The organism is Gemmiger sp. An50, from assembly GCF_002161595.1.
Taxonomy (GTDB): domain Bacteria; phylum Bacillota; class Clostridia; order Oscillospirales; family Ruminococcaceae; genus Allofournierella.
In genome coordinates this window covers 132903-152573 of record NZ_NFID01000001.1, presented here as the reverse complement: position 1 = coordinate 152573, position 19671 = coordinate 132903, and the positions used below count along the sequence as shown (strand labels likewise).

Sequence of the window (19671 nt, the reverse complement as noted above, 5' to 3'; positions counted from 1 at the left end):
TGGCTTGACGAGCATTTTTGGAAAATATCGCGGAAAATTTTGGCGTGATACGCCGCCTGAGCCGTGAGGCGTGAATTGTGCGGTGGTGCCTTAAGGCTAGTATACCACATCCGCCGGAAAAATCCGTTGTTTGAAAAACGCCGCCGCGGGTTTGGGCACACCCGGCCAGGTGGGGTAGACCTCGCTGGAGGCCACGTTGGCGATGTAATGCCGGAAGCTCACCGTCACGTTGCGGGCGTTCTCCTTGGGCTTGCCCAGGTGCACCGTGATGGTGGTGGGCACGATGGGGGTGGCCAGCACCAGCGGAGCCGGGCAGTTTTCCGCCGGGGCCACGCTGGAGGGGCCCTGGGGCCGGTAGAGAGAGTGGGGCGGAATGTCGAAGCTCTCGGGCTTGGGCTGGGGCGCGCCCAGACGCTGGGCGGGCAGCATCTCCAGCAAAATCAGGGCGGTCTGGCGGGCGAACACCTGCACCCCCTGCATGGTCACGGTCTGGTAGCCCTCCTTCTCCGCCGTCACCTCCCACACACTGTAAGGCTGTTGGGTGTTGTTTTCGTCCAGGCTGAGCGCTTCGTCCGGCGCGGGCAGCTTGATCACCGGCGCGGTGCCGGTCTCGTCGGTGACGATGGTCACAGGCGCATGGCCCTCGCCGCGCACCGTCACGGTCACACCGGGCACCGGGGCGCTTTGGCGGGCGGCGTAGCTCTGCACCAAAAGGCAGCCGTTCATCATGAGGCAAAACTCCTTTCTCTGTTTGGCATTTGGCGTGCGGGCGGTGCAAGCCGTCCGCTCTGGTTCCAGAATATTCCGCAAACGTGCCAACGGATACTCTTGGAATTTTGCCCCGGGTGTACTATACTGAAGATAACGTCTTTACCAAAAAGAAAGGGGCAGCGTTTTTATGCAGCATACCATTGAAAATGAATTTTTGACCGTCACCGTGGAGTCCAAGGGCGCAGAGCTGGTGAGCGTGGTGGACAAGGCCACCGGCGCCGAGATGATGTGGGACGGCCAGAAGGATGTGTGGCCCCGCCGCGCGCCCATCCTGTTCCCCTACTGCGGCAAGCTGAACGGCGGCCGCTACACCCTGGACGGCGAGACCTATGAGGGCGGCCAGCACGGCTTCGGCCGCGACCTGGAGCACGAGTTTGTGGGCGCGGAAAACGGCGTGATGCGTTTCGTGCTGCGCTCCAATGAGGAGACCCGCAAGAAGCTGCCCCGGGATTTTGCCCTGGAGAGCACCTTCACCCTGACCGGCCGCACCCTGCGCCAGACCATCGCCGTGACCAACACCGGCGACCGCGAGCTGCGCTTCGGCTTCGGTTTCCACCCGGGCTTTGCGCTGCCCTTTGACGAAAAGCACACCACCGCCGACTACGAGCTGCGCTTCGACGCGCCCCAGACCCCCGTGGTCATCGAGACCGGCGCCACCAGCGGCCTGGTCACCGGCGCCACCCGCGTGCTGATGGAGAACAGCGACGTCATCCCCATGGACGACCGGATGTTCGACCACGATTCCATCTGCATGAGCAAGCTGACCGCCAAGACCCTGAGCGTGGTGGAGAAGGACACCGGCCGCCGCATCACCGTTGGCCTGGAGGGCTTCCCCTACACCCTGATCTGGAGCGCCGTGGGCAACCCCGAGCTGCACTTCGTGTGCATCGAGCCCTGGCACAGCCTGCCGGACACCGAGACTGCCACCGGCAGCTGGAACGACAAGCCCTGCGCCGCCGCCCTGGCTGCCGGCGAGAGCTGGAGCACCGACCTGAACATGACCTTCGAGCGCTGAGCGCCCGCCGGGCCGGGGGAACACGCCCCCGGCCCTTTTTCATTCGGCCCCGCGCCGGAGATTCTGACCCCAAAAGGAGAACCAAGACCCATGAGCATCGCACCCTTTGAACGGCGCACCGCCCTTTTGCTTGGCGAGGAGGGCGTGAACGCCCTGCACGCCGCCCACGTGATTCTGTTCGGCGTTGGGGGCGTGGGCGGCTACGTGGCCGAGGCCCTGGCCCGGGCAGGCGTGGGCCGCCTGACTTTGGTGGACGACGACACCATCGCCGAGTCCAACCGCAACCGCCAGCTGATCGCCCTCACCGACACGGTGGGCCGCAGCAAGGTGGAGGTGGCCGCCGAGCGCATCCGGGCCATTAACCCGGACTGCCGGGTGGAAGCCCGCGCCCTGTTTTACATGCCGGATACCGCCGATCAGATCCCCTTTGAGGGGGCCAGCTATGTGGTGGACGCGGTGGATACCGTGACCGCCAAGCTGGAGATCATCGGCCGGGCGCTGGCCGCCGGGGTGCCGGTGATCTCCAGTATGGGCACCGGCAACAAGCTGCACCCGGAGCTGCTGGAGCTGACCACCATCGAAAAGACCACCGCCTGCCCCCTGGCCCGGGTAATGCGCCGGGAGTGCCGGGCAAGGGGCTACAGGAACATTCCGGTGGTCTATTCCACCGAGCCCGCCCTCACCCCCAAGCCGCTGGACGGCCCGGCCGAAGCGCCGGGCGGCGCGGTGCGGGCAGGCAGCCCCAAAAAGCAGACCCCCGGCAGCGTGAGCTTTGTGCCGGGGGCGGCGGGATTGATCATCGCCGGCAAGGTGGTGCGGGATCTGACCGGGCAGCCCTGAGGGCCCCGGCGGACCGGAAAACAAGACGGGAGGAAGACGGCTGTGAACGAAAAGCGCGGCGAATTACTGGAGCAGGTATGGAACCTGCAAAACCAGGCCTATGACCTGATGTGCGAATACGACGCCATGCCCCACCGCTACGGTGCGTGCATGCTGTATCAGGCCCAGGCCCACATGATCGACCTGATCGCCCTGTACCCGGGCATCACTGCGGCGGACCTGGCGAACATTCTGCGCAAGACTCCCAGCGCCTGCTCGCAGACGCTGCGCAAGCTGCGGGAGAAGGGGCTGGTGGAGCAGCTGCGCAACGCCGCCAACAACCGCCAGTACAAGCTGCGCCTGACCGAGAGCGGACAGGCGCTGTACCGGGACCACTCCGCCTTCAGTGCCGACTGCCAGCAGCGCACCTTTGACCGGCTGGCGGAGTTTACCGAAGAGGAGCTGGCGCTCTATCTGCGGGTGCAGCAGCGCATCAACGAGGCCTACGCCGACGATGTGCGCCGCAGCCGGGAGCATTTTGCCTGAGCGCCCCAAAACTGAAAAAAACACAAGGCCCCCGCGGGGCGGCAGAACAGCCGCTGCCCTGCGGGGGCCTTGTGCATGCTGGGGAGAAAATGCATAAAAAGAAGAAAATCAGAGTTTGCGGCGGCGGCCAAGACCCATGCAGCTGGCCAGCGCGCCCAGCACACCGCCCAGTACAGCGGGCAGCAGCCAGTAAAGGCCCTCGGCATACAGGGGCAGGCTCTCAAGGAAGGCCGCCACAGGGCCGCCCAGCAGCTTTGCCTGCACCAGGGCGCCGGGCACGCTCACCAGGATGGTGAAGGCCACAGCCACCGGGTAGCACAAAGGCGCTTTGCCGGTGATGCGATGGGTAAGGCCCAGCGCGATGAGCACGATGGCCACCGGGTAGATGGCGCTCAGGATGGGCACCGAGATGGCCAGGATGGTGTCCAGCCCGGCGATGGAAACGAAGAAGCTGATCACCGCGAAGATGACCACCCAGGCCTTGTAGGGAATTTTGGGCCACTGCAGGCTGAAATATTCACTGCAGCAGCTGAACAGACCGATGCAGGTGTTCAGGCAGGCGATCACGAAGATCAGGCCGAGCAGGGCGGTGCCCGCCGGGCCGTACATCCAGCTCATCAGGTTGGTGAGCACGCCCGCGCCGTTGGAGTAATTGTCGAAGCTGCCGCCGCTCACCGCGCCGATGTGGGCCAGCGCCGAGTAGACCAGCAGCAGAACCGCACCGGCGATCCAGCCCGCCCGGATGGTGTAGCGCACCACCGACTTTTCGCCGGTCACGCCCCGGTTCTGGATGTTCAGCGCGATAATGATGCCGAAGTTTAAGGCGGCGATGGTGTCCATGGTCTGGTAGCCGTCCACAAAGCCCTGGGCCACCACGTTGCCGGTGTAGTTGCCGCTGGGAGTGCCGTAGCCGCCGGGGGCGTTCACAAAGCAGCCCACCACCATCACCAGGATCAGCGCCAGCAGGATGGGCCCCAGCGCCTTGCCCAGCCGGTCGGTGAGCTTTTCCGGCTTGAAGGCCACCAGCATGGCCACTGCGAAGAATACAAAGGAATAGGCGCACAGCACCCAGAGGGGAGCATCCGGCCAGAAGGGGCTCACCGCCATCTCGAAGGAGGTGCTGGCGGTACGGGGGATGGCAAGCCCCGGCCCGATGGAAACATAAATGAGCAGGGTGAACAGCCAGGCGAATTTTTTGCCGACCCGGCCTGCCAATACCTGCAGTCCGCCGGACTGGGCCACCGCCACCACGCCCAGAACGGGAAGGCCGATGGCGCTGATGGCAAAGCCGATCATGGCGGGCCAGGTATCGGTGCCTGCCTGCGCGCCCAAAAAGGGCGGGAAGATCAGGTTACCCGCGCCGAAAAACATGGAAAACAGGGTCAGGCCCACAAAGAAACTGTCCCTCTTGGATAATCGCTGCACGCTGCTCCCTCCTTGTTCTAAAAGCGTTGAATCGCTGCTGCGGAAAAAAGTAAGTTGTTCCAGTGTAGCACAAAAACGAACACTTGTCCACGGCAGAGCTGTAAATCGCACCGGCAAAACCGTCAAAAGCGGACGAATCGCAGGGGAAATTTGCACAAAAAAGCCCGGGAAACCCGGTGAATCAGACAAAAACCTATCTTGTCAATAGGCGAATTGGATGAAAAACAGAGAAAAACTTTGGCAGGGGAAAGAGCGGAGACCGGGGGTGTTGCTTGACGTTATAGTATAATTTGAATAAAATAAAATTAGAATATTGATATATAAGGGAAAGGAGCTGCTTTGCATGAACATTCGGCCGTCTGCGGCGATCCGCCAGAATTATAACGAGATTGCGGAGCTTTGCCGAAGCTCCCGGGAGCCGGTCTACCTGACCAAAAATGGCGAAGGGGATCTGGTGGTAATGGATATTGACAGCTTCACCCGGCGGGAAAAAATGCTGGAATTGCGCGAGCAGCTTTTGGCAGTGGAGGAGGACCGGGCCATGGGCCGGATGGGCTGCACCCTGGAGGAGCTGGACGATTATTTGGGTCAGCTGCTGGACGAGGTGTGATATGCAGTATCAGGTGATCGTTTCCGAACGGGCGAAGGAGATGCTGGGGCGTCAGCTTCGTTTTTTGGCACAGGTGGATAAAAAGGCGGCTGCCCGCCTGCGCACTCGATTTATGGAAAAACTGCAGTCGCTGCGTCAGATGCCGCAACGGACTCCGTTTCTGAATGAGCCTTCTCTACCGGTCAACAAGTACCACAAGCTGTATGTGGAAAATTGGTTTCTGGTGATTTACCAGATTCGTGATAATATCGTTTATGTGGACTGGATCGTGGATTGCAGACAGGATTATCAGTGGCTGCTGCGGTGACCGAACAAAAAACAAGCCCCCGGCCTGCATTGTACAGGCCCGGGGGCTGTTTTGTTGCCCGGCGGCGGTCACAGCCGGCGGGCGGTTTGCAGCCAGGTTCGGCTCACCGGGCCGGTGCTGTCCTGCACCAGGCCGAAGGTGTATTCCATGGCGATGGTGCCGTTTTCCAGCGGCAGGGTCAGGGTGGCGGTCACGGTGTCGCCGGTGCGTTCGTACACGATGGCGTCCGGGTCCGCGTCCAGCGCGGCGCGGATGGTTTCCTCGTCCGGGTTCTGGGCGGGGAACACCTCCTCCGGCCCTTTCAGGGCTTTGGGCATACAGGGCCCGCCGCCCCGCCAGTCCGACGTCCAGGAGGCGTTTTCCTCAGCGAAATCCGCCTGGAAGATGATGCTGGAGGACGTTTCGGTGCGGCCCTCCTCGGTCAGGCCGAACCAGCTCTCGGACCGGGCATACAGGTACCAGGCGCACTCGGCGGGGGTCAGCTCAGTCAACGGGTCCTCCAGGTTCCGGAAGATGCCGGACAAAGCCAGCGCCCTTGTCTGGTGCTGCAGCGTGATCCACTGCTGCATGGTCAGCTCCAGCTCCTGCTGCATGGGGTCGGTGCTGGGAGTGGGCGGCTCGCCGCCCATGTAATATCTCCAGCCGTCCGCGATGGTCCAGCCGGTTTCCTCCTTCAGCGCCAGATACACATGGTCTGCAACCCCGTCGGAATACTGGGGAGCGCAGAGAATGGCCTCGGGGGTGTATTCGGTGGTGGTCCGCACCATCAGCAGGCAGCCGCCCGGGTCGGTGATGCAGTCCAGGCAGCTTCTGCCGTCCAACCAGGGGGTGTTGTCGGTCAGCGGGATCTGAAGGCCCGCCCACTCCTTTGGCGGGATCACCTGCACGCTGTCCAGCCGGGCGGTGAGGTATCGGCCCGGACGGTCCCAGTCGACACGGAACCGGGTCTCCAGCACATCGGTGATGGCGGCCAGGTCTTCCTCGGTGGGCTGGATGGGCTCAGGCAGCGGGTCCGGCAGCGTGACGGTGAGGGTGCTTTCGGCGGCAGAGCTGGCCGGAGCCTGGGAAGACGCGGGCGCGGCGGGCGCGCAGCCGGTGCAGATGGTGAACAGCAGCCCGGCGCAAAGGCCCAGGGCGGCAAGGCGGAAAGCGCTGCGGGTCATGAAAACTCCCTCCTTTTGAGGAATCATGCAAACCGTTCGGCTTGCCGAAAAAACGCGCGGCGGGGTTGCGGGAAAAACTCACGCCCGGCGGGCGCTTTGCAAATACGTGCGGCTGAAGGGGGCGGGGTCGTCCGGCACCAGGCCGAAGGTGTATTCCATGGCCACGGTGCCGCTTTCCAGCGGCAGGGTCAGGGTGGCGGTCACGGTGTCGCCGGTGCGTTCATACACAATGGCGTTCGGGTCCGCGTTCAGCAGCGCTTTGATCTCCTCATAGGCCGCACAGGGGGCGGGCAGCGGCTCCTCTGCGTTTTCCAGCGCGGCGGGGGTCGGGTTCTCGCCGCTGATCCGGTCGGTGAAATCCGCCCGGAAGATGGAGCCCACGGGCGTTTCGGTGCGGCCCTCCCCGGTCAGGCCGGACCAGCTTTCGGACCGGGCGTACAGGTAATTGGCCCATTCCTCGGCGGTCAGGTCGTTTAAGGGGGCGTTCAGGTCCCGGAAGACGCCGGAGAGAGCCAGCGCTCTTGTCTGGTTTTGCAGCATGAGCCACTGGTTCCGGGTCAGGCCCAGCTCCTCCTGGGCCGGGTCGGGGCTGGGCTCGGGCAGTTCGCTGCCCTTGTAGTTGCCCCACTGGTCCGCGATGGTCCAGCCCTCGTCGCCGTTCACCGCCAGATACACGTGGGTCATCACCCCGTCGGAATACTGGGGCACCCCGACCAGGGCTTCGGGGGTGTATTCGGTGGTGGTCTGGGCAATCAGCAGACAGCCGCCCGGGTCGGCGATGCAATCCATCCAGCTTTTGCCCTCCAGATGGGTGTTGCCGTCAGCCAGGGGCAGCTCCAGATCCTCCCACTCCTCCGGCGGAATGACCCGCACGCTGTCCAGCCGGGCGGTGAGATACCGGCCCGGCCGGTCCCAGTCGGCCCGAAAGCCGGCTTCAATGGCATCGGTCAGGGCGGCCAGTTCCTCCTCGGTGGGCTGGAGAGGCTCCGGCAGCGGGTCCGGCAGGGGGATGGTGGTGGGTTCGGGCGCGGTGCTCTCGGCGGCCACCGAGCTGGCCGGAGCCCCCGAGGACGCGGACGCAGCGGGGGCGCAGCCGGTGCAAATGGTAAAAATCAGCCCGGCGCAGAGGGCCAGGGCGGCGAAGCGGAACAACCGGAATGTCATACGGATTCCCTCCTTTTTCGGGGAGTGGGAGAAAAAGATCGTTAAAAAATACTTCTCTTGTCCTGAAAACGAACGGCAGGACCTTTCCATTGCACAAACGGGTCAAAATGCGGGGCGGGGAGAAGGAGAAAAATCCCCGCGTTTTTTGTGCAGAACAGAAAACCCGCCCCCTCGGACGCTTCCGAAGGGACGGGTTTTGTTGTTGCAGAAAGACAGGCTGCAAGGGGGGCGGCTTAGTAAGCCTTGCCCCAGTAGACCATCAGGTTGGCGGGCTTGCCGCAGCAGGGGCAAACGTCGCTGAGCTTCTCCTGCTCGAAGGGCATGCAGCGGCTGGACAGACCGGCCTCTTCCTTCATCTTCTCCTCGCAGGCCAGATCGCCGCACCACATGGTCTTGATGTAGCCGTTGTTCTTCTCGGCCAGCTCCTTGACCTCGTCCATGGTGGTGGCGGTCCAGGTGCGGTTCTCGCGGTTTTCCAGAGCGCGGTTGTAGATGTTCTGAGCCAGCTCATTCAGCAGGCGGGGGATCTCGGTCTCCAGATCGTCCAGGCTCACGAAGATCTTCTCGCGAGTATCGCGGCGCACCAGCACGCACTGGTTCTTCTCGATGTCCTTGGGACCGATCTCCAGGCGCAGGGGCACGCCCTTCATCTCCCACTGGCTGAATTTCCAGCCGGGAGAGTTATCGCTGTTGTCCAGCTTGACGCGGGCAAACTTGCCAACGCGCTCGGCCAGCTCGGCGGCCTTCTCGTTCACGCCGGGCTTGTGGGCGGCGATGGGCACGATGACCACCTGGAAGGGGGCGATGGCCGGGGGCAGGATCAGGCCCTCGTCGTCGCCGTGGGTCATGATGATGGCGCCGATCAGACGGGTGGACACGCCCCAGCTGGTCTGATGGGGGTACTGCAGGGTGTTGTCACGGCCGGCGAACTGCACGCCGAAGGCGCGGGAGAAGCCGTCGCCGAAGTAGTGGCTGGTGCCGCTCTGCAGGGCCTTGCCGTCGTGCATCATGGCCTCGATGGTGTAGGTGGCTTCCGCGCCGGCAAACTTCTCCTTGTCGGTCTTCTTGCCCTTCACCACGGGGATCATCAGGTAGTTCTCGCAGAAGTCCGCGTAGGTGTTCAGCTGCTGCTCGGTCTCCTGCTTGGCCTCCTCGGCGGTCTCGTGGATGGTGTGACCCTCCTGCCACCAGAACTCACGGCTGCGCAGGAAGGGACGGGTGGTCTTTTCCCAGCGGACCACGCTGCACCACTGGTTGTACTTCATGGGCAGGTCGCGCCAGGAGTGCAGCACATGGGCGAAGTGGTCGCAGAACAGGGTCTCGCTGGTGGGACGCACGCACATGCGCTCTTCCAGCTTCTCGGCGCCGCCGTAGGTGACCCAGGCCACTTCGGGAGCAAAGCCCTCCACGTGGTCCTTCTCGCGCTGCAGAAGGCTTTCGGGGATGAAGATGGGCATGGCCACGTTCTCGTGACCGGTGGCCTTGAACATGCCGTCCAGAATGTGGGTGATGTTCTCCCAGATGGCGTAGCCGTAGGGGCGCAGGATCATGCAGCCCTTTACGGTGGAGTAGTCCACCAGCTCGGCCTTCAGGCATACGTCGGTGTACCACTGGGTAAAGTCCTCGTTGATGGGGGTAATGGCCTCCACCAGTTTCTTCTTCTGCTCGCTCATTTGCTTTTTCCTTCCTTACTCGTCGCCCCGGAACCCCCGGGCAAAAATAAGCCCCCCAGGCGGGCCGGCCGGCCTGCCGGGGAGGCAGCATGATGTGATTTGGGTGGGATCAGGTGTTGTCTTCCACGTAGCGGACCACATCGCCCACGGTGTGCAGATTCTCGATCTCCTCGTCGGGGATCTCCACGCCGAACTCATCCTCCAGGCTCATGACCATATCGACCACGTCCAGGCTGTCGGCCTCGAAGTCCTCCAGGATGTTGCTGTCCATGGTGATCTTTTCCTCGTCGATGTCCAGCTGCTCCGCCAGAAGCTCACGGATGCGCTCGAAAGTATCCATATTCCAAAACTCTCCTTATTATATGCCCGGGTGCCGGGCTTGTTCAGGGCAGCGCCGCCTGAGCCCATGGGGCATGAATCGTGCGGTGGTGCCTTTTGATTACTATACATTTTATAGCGTATCTGGGGAACCTTGTCAAGGGTTAAATCCTTAAAACAAGGCAAAAAAAGCCCGCGAAGCCGCTTCTTGTGTGCCGGGCCAAATCCGGCTATAATAAAAGCAGAATCAACGGGCCGCTGCTGCGCGCCCGAACGCGACAGGAGGGGATGGGCATGCGGCTGGAATTCACCAAAATGCATGGCTGCGGCAACGACTATATTTATCTGGATTGTTTGAAGGGCATGATCGACAACGCCCCCGAGCTGGCCCGGCTTCTCAGTCCCCGGCGGTTCTCCGTGGGGTCGGACGGGCTGATCTGCATCGCCCCCTCCGACGTGGCCGACGCCACCATGCGCATGTTCAACGCCGACGGCAGCGAGAGCGCCATGTGCGGCAACGGCATCCGCTGCGTGGCCCAGTGGCTGTATGAGCATGGTGTGGCCGGGGAGGAAATGACCATCGAGACGCTGGCGGGCATCAAGCACCTTTCCCGCAGGGGCGAGGGCATCTGGCAGGTGGAGATGGGCACCGCCGAGTTCGAGCCCGCTCTGGTGCCGGTGAAGGGCCTGGGATCGGACCCGGTGATCAACCGGGCCATCGCGGTGGAGGGCCTGCCCTGGCAGGTGACCGCCCTCTCCATGGGCAACCCCCATTGTGTGACCGTGGTGGAGGATGTGCAGGGCCTGGACCTGGAGCGCATCGGCCCCGGCTTTGAGAATCATCCGGCCTTCCCCGAGCATGTGAACACCGAGTTCATCCAGGTGATGGGCAAAAACCACCTGGCCATGCGGGTGTGGGAGCGGGGCAGCGGCGAGACGCTGGCCTGCGGCACCGGGGCCTGCGCGTCGGCGGCCGCCGCGGTGATGCTGCGGCTGTGCGAGCCGGATACAGACATCGCCCTGGACCTGCCCGGCGGGCGGCTGACCATCCGGGTGAGCGAGGACTGGCAGATTCGGATGACCGGCCCCGCCAAGACCGTTTACACCGGCGTGGTGGAAGTGTGAGCGGAAAAGGAAAACAGAGCGTGTAACAATTTTGTACTTGCACCCCGGGGGATGGATGCTATAATAGAAGAAAAGCGGCCTGAGCCGTGCGGCAATGCCCCAAAGAGGGCGGCGGACCGGGCACGCTGGGAGAGAGGGATTCATGATGGATGAATTGATGGAGCTTTTAAAGGCAAGACCCACGATGTATCTGGCCACGGTGGAGGGCTACTGCCCCCGTGTGCGCCCCGTGAACCACTATATGATCTATAAGGGCTATTTCTACCTGGCCCTGTGCAAGGACAAGGAAGCCTACAAGCAGCTGCTGGACAACACCAACCTGGAGCTGTGCGTGGCCACGGGCGAGGAGACCTTCCTGCGCATTCAGGGCACCGTGAACTTCGACCGCAGCCCCGAGACCTACGCGGCGGTGTACGAGGCCATGCCCGACCTGAAGGAGGCCTACAAGGCCGACAGCGGCAAGCATCTGGCCCTGATCTACCTGGATCACATCAGCGCGGTGCTGTTCGACCGGCAGGACGAGGGCAAGGTCCTGGCCAAGTTCTGATTCTTACATACGCAAAACAAGCGCCCGCGCCGGACACTGAGCCGCGCGGGCGCTTTGTGTTTTTTCGGACGCTGATTCGATTCGGGAAAAGGAGGAAACGCCGTGGAAGAGCTGGAACGCAAATGGGCGGCGCTGGGGCGCATCGCCGAAGCCTTCAACCGGGCGGGCCTGGTCTGGGCGATGGGCGGCTCGCTGCTGCTGTATCTGAAGGGCAAGACCGGCCGCTTTGCGGACCTGGATCTGATGGTGCGGGAGGAGGACGCGGAAACCGCCTCCGGGCTGCTGTCGGAAATGGGCCGCCGCACCCCCACCGCCCCGAACCCGGCCTACCGCACCCGCTGCTTTGAGGAATGGCAGGTGGACGGGGTGGAGCACGACTGCTCGCTTTTGCCGGAACAGATCGCGGAATGGGTCACGGTGCAGGACCAGCGCATCCCGCTGCAATCGCTGGCCGACTGGCGGCGCTATTACCAGCTGATGGACCGCCCGGAAAAGGTGCGGATGATCGACGCGCCGGACCGGTAACCAAGAAAGAAACAAAATCCGCCGTTGTTTGCCACAAAACAGCGGCGGCTTTTTGTGCAGAATGGCTTATTTTCAGGATTAGACAAAAATAATAGGAATTATTCTTGACAAGTGGCGATTTATCGGGTATCCTCTAATCAGGAACTATTCCTGAAAACACTTTCCGCCCAAGCAACTAAGCCGTTTTGCAAGCGGCAGAGCCGGGACCCCCACCGGCGGGGCGGAAGCCCGCAAGCAAATACCGAACGAAACGTTAAGGAGGTTATCCCATGAGAAGTATCACCAAATTGGACCTGCAGTACGCCCACCGTTTTTATGGCTTCAAGGGCGAAGCCCAGTACCTGCACGGACACACCGGCGTATTGACCATCGAAGTGGAAGACACGGTGGAGCCCGGCGTGAACATGGTCTTCCCCTGCAACGAGATCCAGAAGACCGCCTGGGAGGTGCTGAAAAACTTTGACCACGCGCTGATCCTGCGCCAGGATGACCCCCTGCTGCCCGCGGTGCTGAAGGTCTATGAGGAGCAGGGCATCCGCGACGGCGCGCCCCAGAACCAGATGAAGGGCCCCGCCTTCCAGACCGAGCTGGCCACCGCCTACCCGGAGTGCCGTCTGGTGGTGACCAAGGAGACCCTGACCGTGGAAGGCATGATCAAGATCGTGTACGACCTGCTGAAGGACAAGCTGAACATCGCCAAGATCACCTTCACCAGCGGCGTGAACGCGGCCAGCGCCGAGTTCGAGACCCGCAACAACATCGACCGCTGCCCCCTGTGCGGTATCGCCCTGAACGAGAACGGCGTGTGCCCCAAGTGCGGTTATAAAAAGCACTGAATGTGAGCGTGCAACGGCCTTTTCCCCCAAGGCCATAAGAAAAGCCCCCGCCCCGGAAGCTTCCGGGGCGGGGGCTTTTGTGTTTGGAAAAAGGGGGCCGGTCAGGGGGAGACGTAGTTCAGCGGGTCCACCTTCTGGCCGTTCTTGCGCACCTCAAAGTGCAGATGGTTGCCGAAGGAGAAGCCGGTGTTGCCCACGCCGCCGATGGTCTGGCCCTTCTTCACCGTCTGGCCGGGGCTCACCGCCAGGCTGCCCTCGGTCATGTGGGCATACACGGTGGAGATGCCGTCCGAATGGTTGATGAGGGCCCAGTAGCCGTAGCTGTTGTTCCAGCCCGCCAGCAGCACGGTGCCGTCTGCCGCCGCCACGATGGGCGTGCCCTTGGGGGCGGGGATGTCGATGGCGTAATGGGGATTGCCGTAGATCACCTCACCGAAATGGGTGGACAGCCTGGAGTAGCCGGGCAGCGGCCAGGTCATGGACAGGCCGGTGCTGGGCTTCTGGGTGGGTGCGGGTGTGGGAGCCGGAGTGGGCTTCGGCGTGGGTGCAGGCGTGGGCGCCGGGGTGGGCTGGCTCTCGCCGCCCTCGCTGCCGTCGCCGTTTTCGCCATTCTCACCGTTCTCGCCGTTCTCACCGTTCTCGCCGTTTTCACCGTCCGGGGCCGGGGTGGGCTCCGCGGTGGGTTCCGGGGTCGGCTCGGGCGTGGGCTCGGGAGTCGGTTCCGGCGTGGGTTCCGGGGTCGGGGTGGCCTGCTGCTGGGCATTGGCCAGCGCGTCGGCGATCTGCTGCTCCAGCTGGGCCTCGGCGGCCTGCAGCTCCTCCTTGCGCATCTCGTATTCCGCCTCGTAGGCGATCTGCTCGGCGGTGCCCGCGCTGATCTGGCTGTCCAGCTTCTGCACCTGGGCCTGGTATTCCTTGCGGGTCTCCTCCAGCTGCTGCTGGTTCTCGGCAGCGGTGGTGCGCTTGCCCTCCAGCTCCTGGGTCAGGTCCTCCAGGGTCTGCTTCTGGGTCTGCAGCTCGGTGAGCAGGCTGTCGGTGTAGCTGCTCAGCTGCTGTAAGTTGGAGGAGAAGGTGAGCAGCTGATACAGGCTGCTGGCCTGCAGCAGCAGCGAGACTCCGCCGGAATCGCCCAGCTTCTGCATGGCCTGCAGCTGGGCCTTGTATTCCTCCATGGTCTCGTCGTAGCTCTGCTGGGTGGCGGCGATCTGCTCCTCACACTGGGCGATCTGGTCCTGGATATCTGCCTGGGCGTCGTTCAGGCTGTTGATCTGATTCAAAAGCATCTGGGCCTGCAGCTCGGCCTGGGCCTTGGCATCCATGTCCTCCTGCACGCCCTGGGCGGCCTGCTGGGCCTGGCTCTGGGCCTGGTCCACCTTGTTCTGCAGGTCCTGGATGTCCTCTTCGGTCACCTCGTCCTGGGCAAAGGCCACGGTGCCCGCCAGCATCACAGCGGCGGTGAAGGCTGCGCCAACGCGCAGAAAACGGTGCTTGTTCATGTGAAAATCCCTCCTTACGGGTGGGTTAATAACGCGAAAATTACGTTATTATATCATTTTAATCATACACCGTCAAGGGGGAGTTTGTCTCGCACAAAACATTGAAAAAACTGTGAAAAAAGCCCCCCGCGAATTCGCGGGGGACAAAAAACCGGAAAATTACTCGATGATGCTCTTGCCGGTCATCTCTTCCGGCTGAGCCAGGCCCATCAGCTTGAGCATGGTGGGAGCGATGTCCGCCAGAACGCCGCCCTCGCGCAGCTTCACGTCGCCAGCGCCGGCCACCAGGAAGGGAACCGGGTTGGTGGTGTGAGCGGTGAAGGGAGCGCCGTCGGGCTCACGCATCTGGTCGGCGTTGCCGTGGTCGGCAGTCAGCAGCACCTGGCCGCCGGCAGCCAGAACCGCGTCGATCACCTTGCCGGCGCAGGTGTCCACAGCCTCAACGGCCTTCACAGCGGCCTCGAAGATGCCGGTGTGGCCAACCATGTCGCAGTTGGCGAAGTTCAGGATGATCACGTCGTACTTGCCGCTCTCGATGCGCTTGACGCACTCGTCGGCAACCTCGAAGGCGCTCATCTCGGGCTGCAGGTCGTAGGTGGCAACCTTGGGGCTGGCGATCAGAGCACGGTCCTCGCCCTCGAAGGGAGCTTCCACGCCGCCGTTGAAGAAGAAGGTCACGTGAGCGTACTTCTCGGTCTCGGCGATGCGCAGCTGGGTCTTGCCGCACTTGGCCAGGTACTCGCCCATCACGTTGGTCAGGCTCTGGGGCTTGAAGGCAACCTCCACGTTGGGCATGGTGGCGTCGTACTGGGTGAAGCAGACGTAGTTCACGGCAAAACGGCCGTTCTTGCGCTCGAAGCCGGTGAACTCGTCGTCCACGAAGGTGCGGGTGATCTCACGGGCACGGTCGGGACGGAAGTTGTAGAAGATCACGGTGTCGCCCTCGGCGATGCGGCCGCCCTCACAGGTCACGGCGGGCACCACGAACTCGTCGGTTACGCCCTCGGCGTAGCTGTTCGCCATCACCTCAGCGGGAGTGCCCTTCACGCCCTCGCCGTAAACGAAGGCAGCATAGGCCTTCTCCACGCGGTCCCAGCGGTTGTCGCGGTCCATGGCGTAGTAACGGCCGGAGATGGAAGCGATCTTGCCCACGCCCAGTTCGTCCAGCTTGGCCTGCAGCTCGTCGATGTAGCCCTTGCCGGAATCGGGGGGAACGTCGCGGCCGTCCATAATGGCGTGCACGTAAACCTCGGTGGCGCCCATGTCCTTGGCCATGTCCAGCAGGCCGAACAGGTGCTGGATGTGGCCGTGAACACCACCGGCGGACAGCAGGCCCATCAGGTGGATGGCCTTGCCGTTTTCGATGGCAGCCTTCATGGCGTTCACAATGGCCTCGTTGGAGCGGATGGAACCGTCCTGGATGGCCTTGGTGATGCGGGTCAGCTCCTGGTACACGATGCGGCCGGCGCCGATGTTGGTGTGACCAACCTCGCTGTTGCCCATCTGGCCGTCGGGCAGGCCCACGTCCATGCCGGAAGCACCGATGGTGGTGTAGGGGCAGGTGGCGAACAGCTTGTCCAGGTTGGGGGTTTTGGCGGCCACGATGGCGTTGCCCTCGGTCTTGTTGGGCACCCAGCCGAAGCCGTCCAGAATGCAGAGCATCAGGGGTTTCTTAGACATAATGGATTACTCCTTATCAAAACTGTAAAAAACGCGCCGCCCCAAAGACGGCGCGTTATAACAAAAAGCTTACTTGCTGGCAGCAGCCACGATGGTGGCGAAAGCGTCGGCCTTCAGGGAAGCGCCGCCGATCAGGCCGCCGTCCACGTCGGGCTTGCCCAGCAGCTCCTCGGCGTTGCCGGCGTTCATGCTGCCGCCGTACTGAACGGTGGTAGCCTTGGCAACGGCCTCGCCGTACAGCTCGCCCAGCACCTTACGGATGGCAGCGCAGACTTCCTGAGCCTGGTCGCTGGTGGCAGTCTTGCCGGTGCCGATGGCCCAAACGGGCTCGTAAGCGATGACCACGCCCGCCATCTGCTCAGCGGTCACGCCGTTCAGGGCGATCTTGGTCTGCATGCGGACCAGCTCCTCGGTCACGCCCTGCTCGCGCTGGGTCAGGTTCTCGCCCACGCATACCAGCACCTTCAGGCCGGCGTTCAGAGCAGCCAGGGTGCGCTTGTTCACGGTCTCGTCGGTCTCAGCGAAGTACTGACGGCGCTCGGAGTGGCCGGTGATCACGTACTCAACGCCCAGGTCGACCAGCATGTCGGCGCTGATCTCGCCGGTGAACGCGCCGCTCTTCTCGAAGTGCACGTTCTCGGCGCCCACATGGATGTTGGTGCCCTTGGTCTTCTCCACAGCGGTGACCAGGGTGGTGAAGGGGGTGCAGATCACGACTTCGCAGTCGGCGTCCTTCACGGCGGGGATCAGAGCGTCGATCAGCTCAACAGCCTCGGTGGCGGTCTTGTTCATCTTCCAGTTGCCGGCGATGATGGCCTTGCGGTTTGCTTTATCCATGGTGAAATTCCTCACTTTTCTTGTTGATGGTTCCTGCGGATGGTAAGAACCGGAAAATGCCCCAGCCGCCCGGCGCAAGGGGGGCGACTGAGGCTTTGGGTTCAAAACTTAGGCGTTCTGGATGCAGGCGATGCCGGGCAGCTCCTTGCCCTCCAGGTACTCCAGGGAGGCGCCGCCGCCGGTGGAGATGTGGGTCATCTTGTCGCCGAAGCCCAGCTGCATTACGGCAGCCGCGCTGTCGCCGCCGCCGATCACGGTGGTGGCGTCGGCCTCAGCCATAGCCTTGGCAACAGCCAGGGTGCCAGCGGCCAGGGTGGGGTTCTCGAACACGCCCATGGGGCCGTTCCAAACAACGGTCTTGCTGGCCAGAACGGCGTCAGCAAACAGCTTCTCGGTCTCGGGTCCGATGTCCAGACCCATCATGCCGGCAGGCATAGCGTCGGCAGCAACCATCTGTACGTCGATGGGAGCGTCGATGGGATCGGGGAAGGAAGCGGCCACAGCGGTATCAACGGGCAGCAGCAGCTTTACGCCCTTCTCCTCGGCCTTCTTCATCATGTCCTTGCAGTAGTCGATCTTCTCGTTGTCCACCAGGCTGGAGCCAACCTCGTAGCCCTTGGCAGCCAGGAAGGTGTAGGCCATGCCGCCGCCGATGATCAGGGTGTCCACCTTCTCCAGCAGGTTGCTGATCACGTTCAGCTTGTCGGCAACCTTGGCGCCGCCCAGGATGGCGGTGAAGGGACGAACGGGATCGTTCACGGCGTTGCCCAGGTAGCGGATCTCCTTCTCCATCAGGTAGCCAACAGCGGTATCCTTGATGTAGTCGGTCACGCCGGCGGTGGAGCAATGAGCGCGGTGAGCGGAGCCGAAGGCGTCGTTCACGTAGCAGTCAGCCAGGCTGGCCAGCTCTTCGCTGAACTCGGGCAGGTTCTTGGTCTCCTCCTTGCGGAAGCGGGTGTTCTGCAGCAGAACCACGTCGCCGTCGTTCATAGCGGCAACAGCGGCCTTAGCCTGCTCGCCCACAACGGTGTCGTCGCCCGCGAACACAACGTTCTTGCCCAGCAGCTCGCTCAGACGCACGGCTACGGGAGCCAGGCTGAACTTCTCTTCGGGGCCGTTCTTGGGCTTGCCCAGATGGCTGCACAGGATCACCTTGCCGCCGTTCTCGATCAGCTTCTTGATGGTGGGCAGGGCGGCAACGATGCGGTTATCGTTGGTGATAACGCCCTCCTTCATGGGAACGTTGAAATCGCAGCGCACCAGAACGCGCTTGCCCTTAACGTCCAGTTCCTCAACGGTTTTTTTACCTAAGCCCATTGTTCTTTCTCCTCTCATTTTTGAAAGTATCCCAAAGGGAACGGCCGCCCGCGCCAACCGGTGCGGATAGCCGCTTTGTCATACCTGCCTTTATTATAAACAACTTGCGCCGATTTCGCAAGTTTTTTCTTGTTACTCTTTTAACGAAATACGCCCGTTCTTCCAATGAAAATCTGGGCGGTATGCGCTTTTTTGTGTTCCCTGTGTAAAAAAACGGGAAAGAAAAGGAAACAGCAAAAATCACGAAAAGAATTGGCAAAACTGCGCCGGGCGGCCCCAGATATGATACAATAAAAGTATAAGGCCGTTTTGCGCGCCGGGAACGGGGCGCGAAGCGGCGAAACGCCCCTTCATCCGCCGTCCGCAAAGCCAAGCGGGGACGGTTCTTCTTCACAGCAAAGGAGGCAATGCGTATGCCGGGCCTTGTGACCCATTGTGTGTTCGGCGCCCGCGCCCTGGCCCGCCTGCCGGACTGCCAGGCCAAGCGGGCCGCCCAGCGGCATTCCCGGGCTTTTTTCCTGGGGTGCCAGGGGCCGGACCTGTTTACCTATAACTTTTTGCGGCTGGCCTTTTCCAACCACCGGAACCTGGGGGCCTATCTGCACAACCACCGGATCAAAGCCTGGTTTTTGCAGGGCTTTGCCTGCCTGCCCGAGTCTGAGCCCGAGCGGGGGGTCTGCCTTGCCTATCTGGCGGGGGCCTACTGCCACTATGTGTGCGACAGCGTGTGCCACACCTTCGTGTACGCCCGCACCGGCTACGACCCGGCCCACAAGAGCGCCCGCTACTACGGCCGCCACGCCGCGCTGGAAAGCGACATCGACGCCTGGTACATGGCCCAGTGCGGCTATAGCTACACCCGGCTGCGCCAGGAGCAGATCTTCCGGCTGAATGAGGCGGAGAGCCAGCTGGTGAGCAAGTATCTGGCCAGAGTGCTGCAGGGCACGCTGGGCGATCTGTTCCCGGTGCGCTCGCCTTTCCGCCCGGCCTTTGTGCGCCGGGCCATGACCATGGCCTCGCTGGAATCCAGCCTGCTGCACGACCCGGGCGCCCAGCGGCGTCAGATGGTGGAAAAATTCGAGAACAAGGTGATGAAGTTCCCGCTGCTGTCGGCCAAGTTCATCACCGACGCGCCCAGCAGCATGCCGGACCCCATGAACCTGGCCCATGCGCCCTGGCGGGACCCCTGGAAGCCCCAGCGCCTGTTTACCGACAGCTTCGACGAACTGTTCTGCAAGGGGCTGCGGCTGGCGGTGTGGCTTTTGCCCCAGATGGACGACCCGGTGCGCTTTTTGATGATGACCGGCGACACCAACTACCACGACGACCGGGTGCTGGCGCCCAACTTCCAGCGGCTGGAACGGGCGGTGGCCGCGGGCCAGGCCGGAACCGGCCAGCCCGCCCCGGCGGCGAGCTGCGTTCGCTGAAGAAACATTCCGAGTAAAAAATCCCCTTCTCCCCCGGAGAAGGGATTTTTTTGCCCTTTTGGCCGCCGGA

20 protein-coding genes are annotated in these 19671 nt (G+C 62.7%); 10 read left to right on the top strand and 10 right to left on the bottom strand.

Annotated elements, in window-relative coordinates:
- Positions 1–96 precede the first annotated feature (96 nt).
- The gene (locus tag B5G03_RS00730; RefSeq protein ID WP_087179912.1) at positions 97–729 is read right to left on the bottom strand and encodes a carboxypeptidase-like regulatory domain-containing protein; all 633 of its coding nucleotides are present in this window, start codon (positions 727–729) and stop codon (positions 97–99) included.
- Positions 730–898: 169 nt separating this feature from the next.
- On the opposite strand from B5G03_RS00730, the gene B5G03_RS00725 reads away from it, so the two are divergent.
- The 3 genes from B5G03_RS00725 to B5G03_RS00715 all read left to right on the top strand — a co-directional run bounded on the left by B5G03_RS00725 (position 899) and on the right by B5G03_RS00715 (position 3151).
- Positions 899–1786: an aldose 1-epimerase family protein gene (locus tag B5G03_RS00725; RefSeq protein WP_087179911.1), complete on the top strand. Its 888-nt coding sequence runs from the start codon at positions 899–901 to the stop codon at positions 1784–1786.
- A 90-nt stretch (positions 1787–1876) separates the two neighbouring features.
- Positions 1877–2626, top strand: a complete 750-nt coding sequence (locus tag B5G03_RS00720) for a tRNA threonylcarbamoyladenosine dehydratase (protein WP_087179910.1) — start codon at positions 1877–1879, stop codon at positions 2624–2626.
- A gap of 42 nt (positions 2627–2668) precedes the next feature.
- On the top strand, positions 2669–3151 hold the full coding sequence (locus B5G03_RS00715) for a MarR family winged helix-turn-helix transcriptional regulator (protein ID WP_206423585.1): 483 nt from the start codon (positions 2669–2671) through the stop codon (positions 3149–3151).
- 108 nt (positions 3152–3259) lie between these two features.
- Here B5G03_RS00715 and brnQ read toward each other — a convergent pair whose 3' ends face one another.
- Positions 3260–4576, bottom strand: coding sequence for a branched-chain amino acid transport system II carrier protein (gene brnQ / locus B5G03_RS00710; protein WP_087179909.1), 1317 nt, complete (start codon positions 4574–4576; stop codon positions 3260–3262).
- Positions 4577–4919: 343 nt separating this feature from the next.
- On the opposite strand from brnQ, the gene B5G03_RS00705 reads away from it, so the two are divergent.
- A complete protein-coding gene (locus tag B5G03_RS00705) occupies positions 4920–5186 on the top strand; it encodes a type II toxin-antitoxin system Phd/YefM family antitoxin (RefSeq protein WP_087179908.1) in 267 nt (88 codons plus the stop codon).
- A 1-nt stretch (position 5187) separates the two neighbouring features.
- Positions 5188–5493 carry a type II toxin-antitoxin system RelE/ParE family toxin gene (locus B5G03_RS00700; RefSeq protein WP_087179907.1) on the top strand — a complete coding sequence of 102 codons (306 nt, stop codon included), beginning with the start codon at positions 5188–5190 and terminating at the stop codon, positions 5491–5493.
- A 68-nt stretch (positions 5494–5561) separates the two neighbouring features.
- Here the strand turns inward: B5G03_RS00700 and B5G03_RS00695 are convergent, their stop codons facing one another.
- The 4 genes from B5G03_RS00695 to acpP form a co-directional block, all read right to left on the bottom strand.
- On the bottom strand, positions 5562–6656 hold the full coding sequence (locus B5G03_RS00695; RefSeq protein WP_087179906.1) for a hypothetical protein: 1095 nt from the start codon (positions 6654–6656) through the stop codon (positions 5562–5564).
- A gap of 78 nt (positions 6657–6734) precedes the next feature.
- Positions 6735–7820: a hypothetical protein gene (locus tag B5G03_RS00690; protein WP_087179905.1), complete on the bottom strand. Its 1086-nt coding sequence runs from the start codon at positions 7818–7820 to the stop codon at positions 6735–6737.
- Between the two features lie 233 nt (positions 7821–8053).
- Positions 8054–9493, bottom strand: a complete 1440-nt coding sequence (gene proS / locus B5G03_RS00685; protein ID WP_087179904.1) for a proline--tRNA ligase — start codon at positions 9491–9493, stop codon at positions 8054–8056.
- A gap of 109 nt (positions 9494–9602) precedes the next feature.
- A complete protein-coding gene (gene acpP / locus B5G03_RS00680; RefSeq protein ID WP_058964107.1) occupies positions 9603–9833 on the bottom strand; it encodes an acyl carrier protein in 231 nt (76 codons plus the stop codon).
- Between the two features lie 272 nt (positions 9834–10105).
- On the opposite strand from acpP, the gene dapF reads away from it, so the two are divergent.
- The 4 genes from dapF (at position 10106) to B5G03_RS00660 (ending at position 12844) form a co-directional block, all read left to right on the top strand.
- Positions 10106–10936, top strand: a complete 831-nt coding sequence (dapF, locus tag B5G03_RS00675; RefSeq protein ID WP_087179903.1) for a diaminopimelate epimerase — start codon at positions 10106–10108, stop codon at positions 10934–10936.
- 142 nt (positions 10937–11078) lie between these two features.
- On the top strand, positions 11079–11483 hold the full coding sequence (locus B5G03_RS00670) for a pyridoxamine 5'-phosphate oxidase family protein (protein WP_087183033.1): 405 nt from the start codon (positions 11079–11081) through the stop codon (positions 11481–11483).
- A gap of 102 nt (positions 11484–11585) precedes the next feature.
- Positions 11586–12008, top strand: coding sequence for a nucleotidyltransferase family protein (locus tag B5G03_RS17690; protein WP_242962234.1), 423 nt, complete (start codon positions 11586–11588; stop codon positions 12006–12008).
- Positions 12009–12277: 269 nt separating this feature from the next.
- Positions 12278–12844 (top strand): 6-pyruvoyl trahydropterin synthase family protein, encoded by a 567-nt coding sequence (locus B5G03_RS00660; protein ID WP_087179901.1) that lies wholly within the window; start codon positions 12278–12280, stop codon positions 12842–12844.
- Positions 12845–12945: 101 nt separating this feature from the next.
- Here B5G03_RS00660 and B5G03_RS17945 read toward each other — a convergent pair whose 3' ends face one another.
- From B5G03_RS17945 to B5G03_RS00640, 4 genes are all read right to left on the bottom strand, one after another.
- The gene (locus tag B5G03_RS17945; RefSeq protein ID WP_087179900.1) at positions 12946–14340 is read right to left on the bottom strand and encodes a murein hydrolase activator EnvC family protein; all 1395 of its coding nucleotides are present in this window, start codon (positions 14338–14340) and stop codon (positions 12946–12948) included.
- 159 nt (positions 14341–14499) lie between these two features.
- The gene (gene gpmI, locus B5G03_RS00650; protein WP_087179899.1) at positions 14500–16020 is read right to left on the bottom strand and encodes a 2,3-bisphosphoglycerate-independent phosphoglycerate mutase; all 1521 of its coding nucleotides are present in this window, start codon (positions 16018–16020) and stop codon (positions 14500–14502) included.
- Between the two features lie 69 nt (positions 16021–16089).
- A complete protein-coding gene (gene tpiA / locus B5G03_RS00645) occupies positions 16090–16857 on the bottom strand; it encodes a triose-phosphate isomerase (protein WP_087179898.1) in 768 nt (255 codons plus the stop codon).
- A 108-nt stretch (positions 16858–16965) separates the two neighbouring features.
- Positions 16966–18174 (bottom strand): phosphoglycerate kinase, encoded by a 1209-nt coding sequence (locus B5G03_RS00640; protein ID WP_087179897.1) that lies wholly within the window; start codon positions 18172–18174, stop codon positions 16966–16968.
- 413 nt (positions 18175–18587) lie between these two features.
- On the opposite strand from B5G03_RS00640, the gene B5G03_RS00635 reads away from it, so the two are divergent.
- Entirely contained in the window at positions 18588–19601 is a 1014-nt protein-coding gene (locus tag B5G03_RS00635; protein ID WP_162613302.1) for a zinc dependent phospholipase C family protein, read from the top strand.
- The last annotated feature ends 70 nt before the right edge of the window (positions 19602–19671 follow it).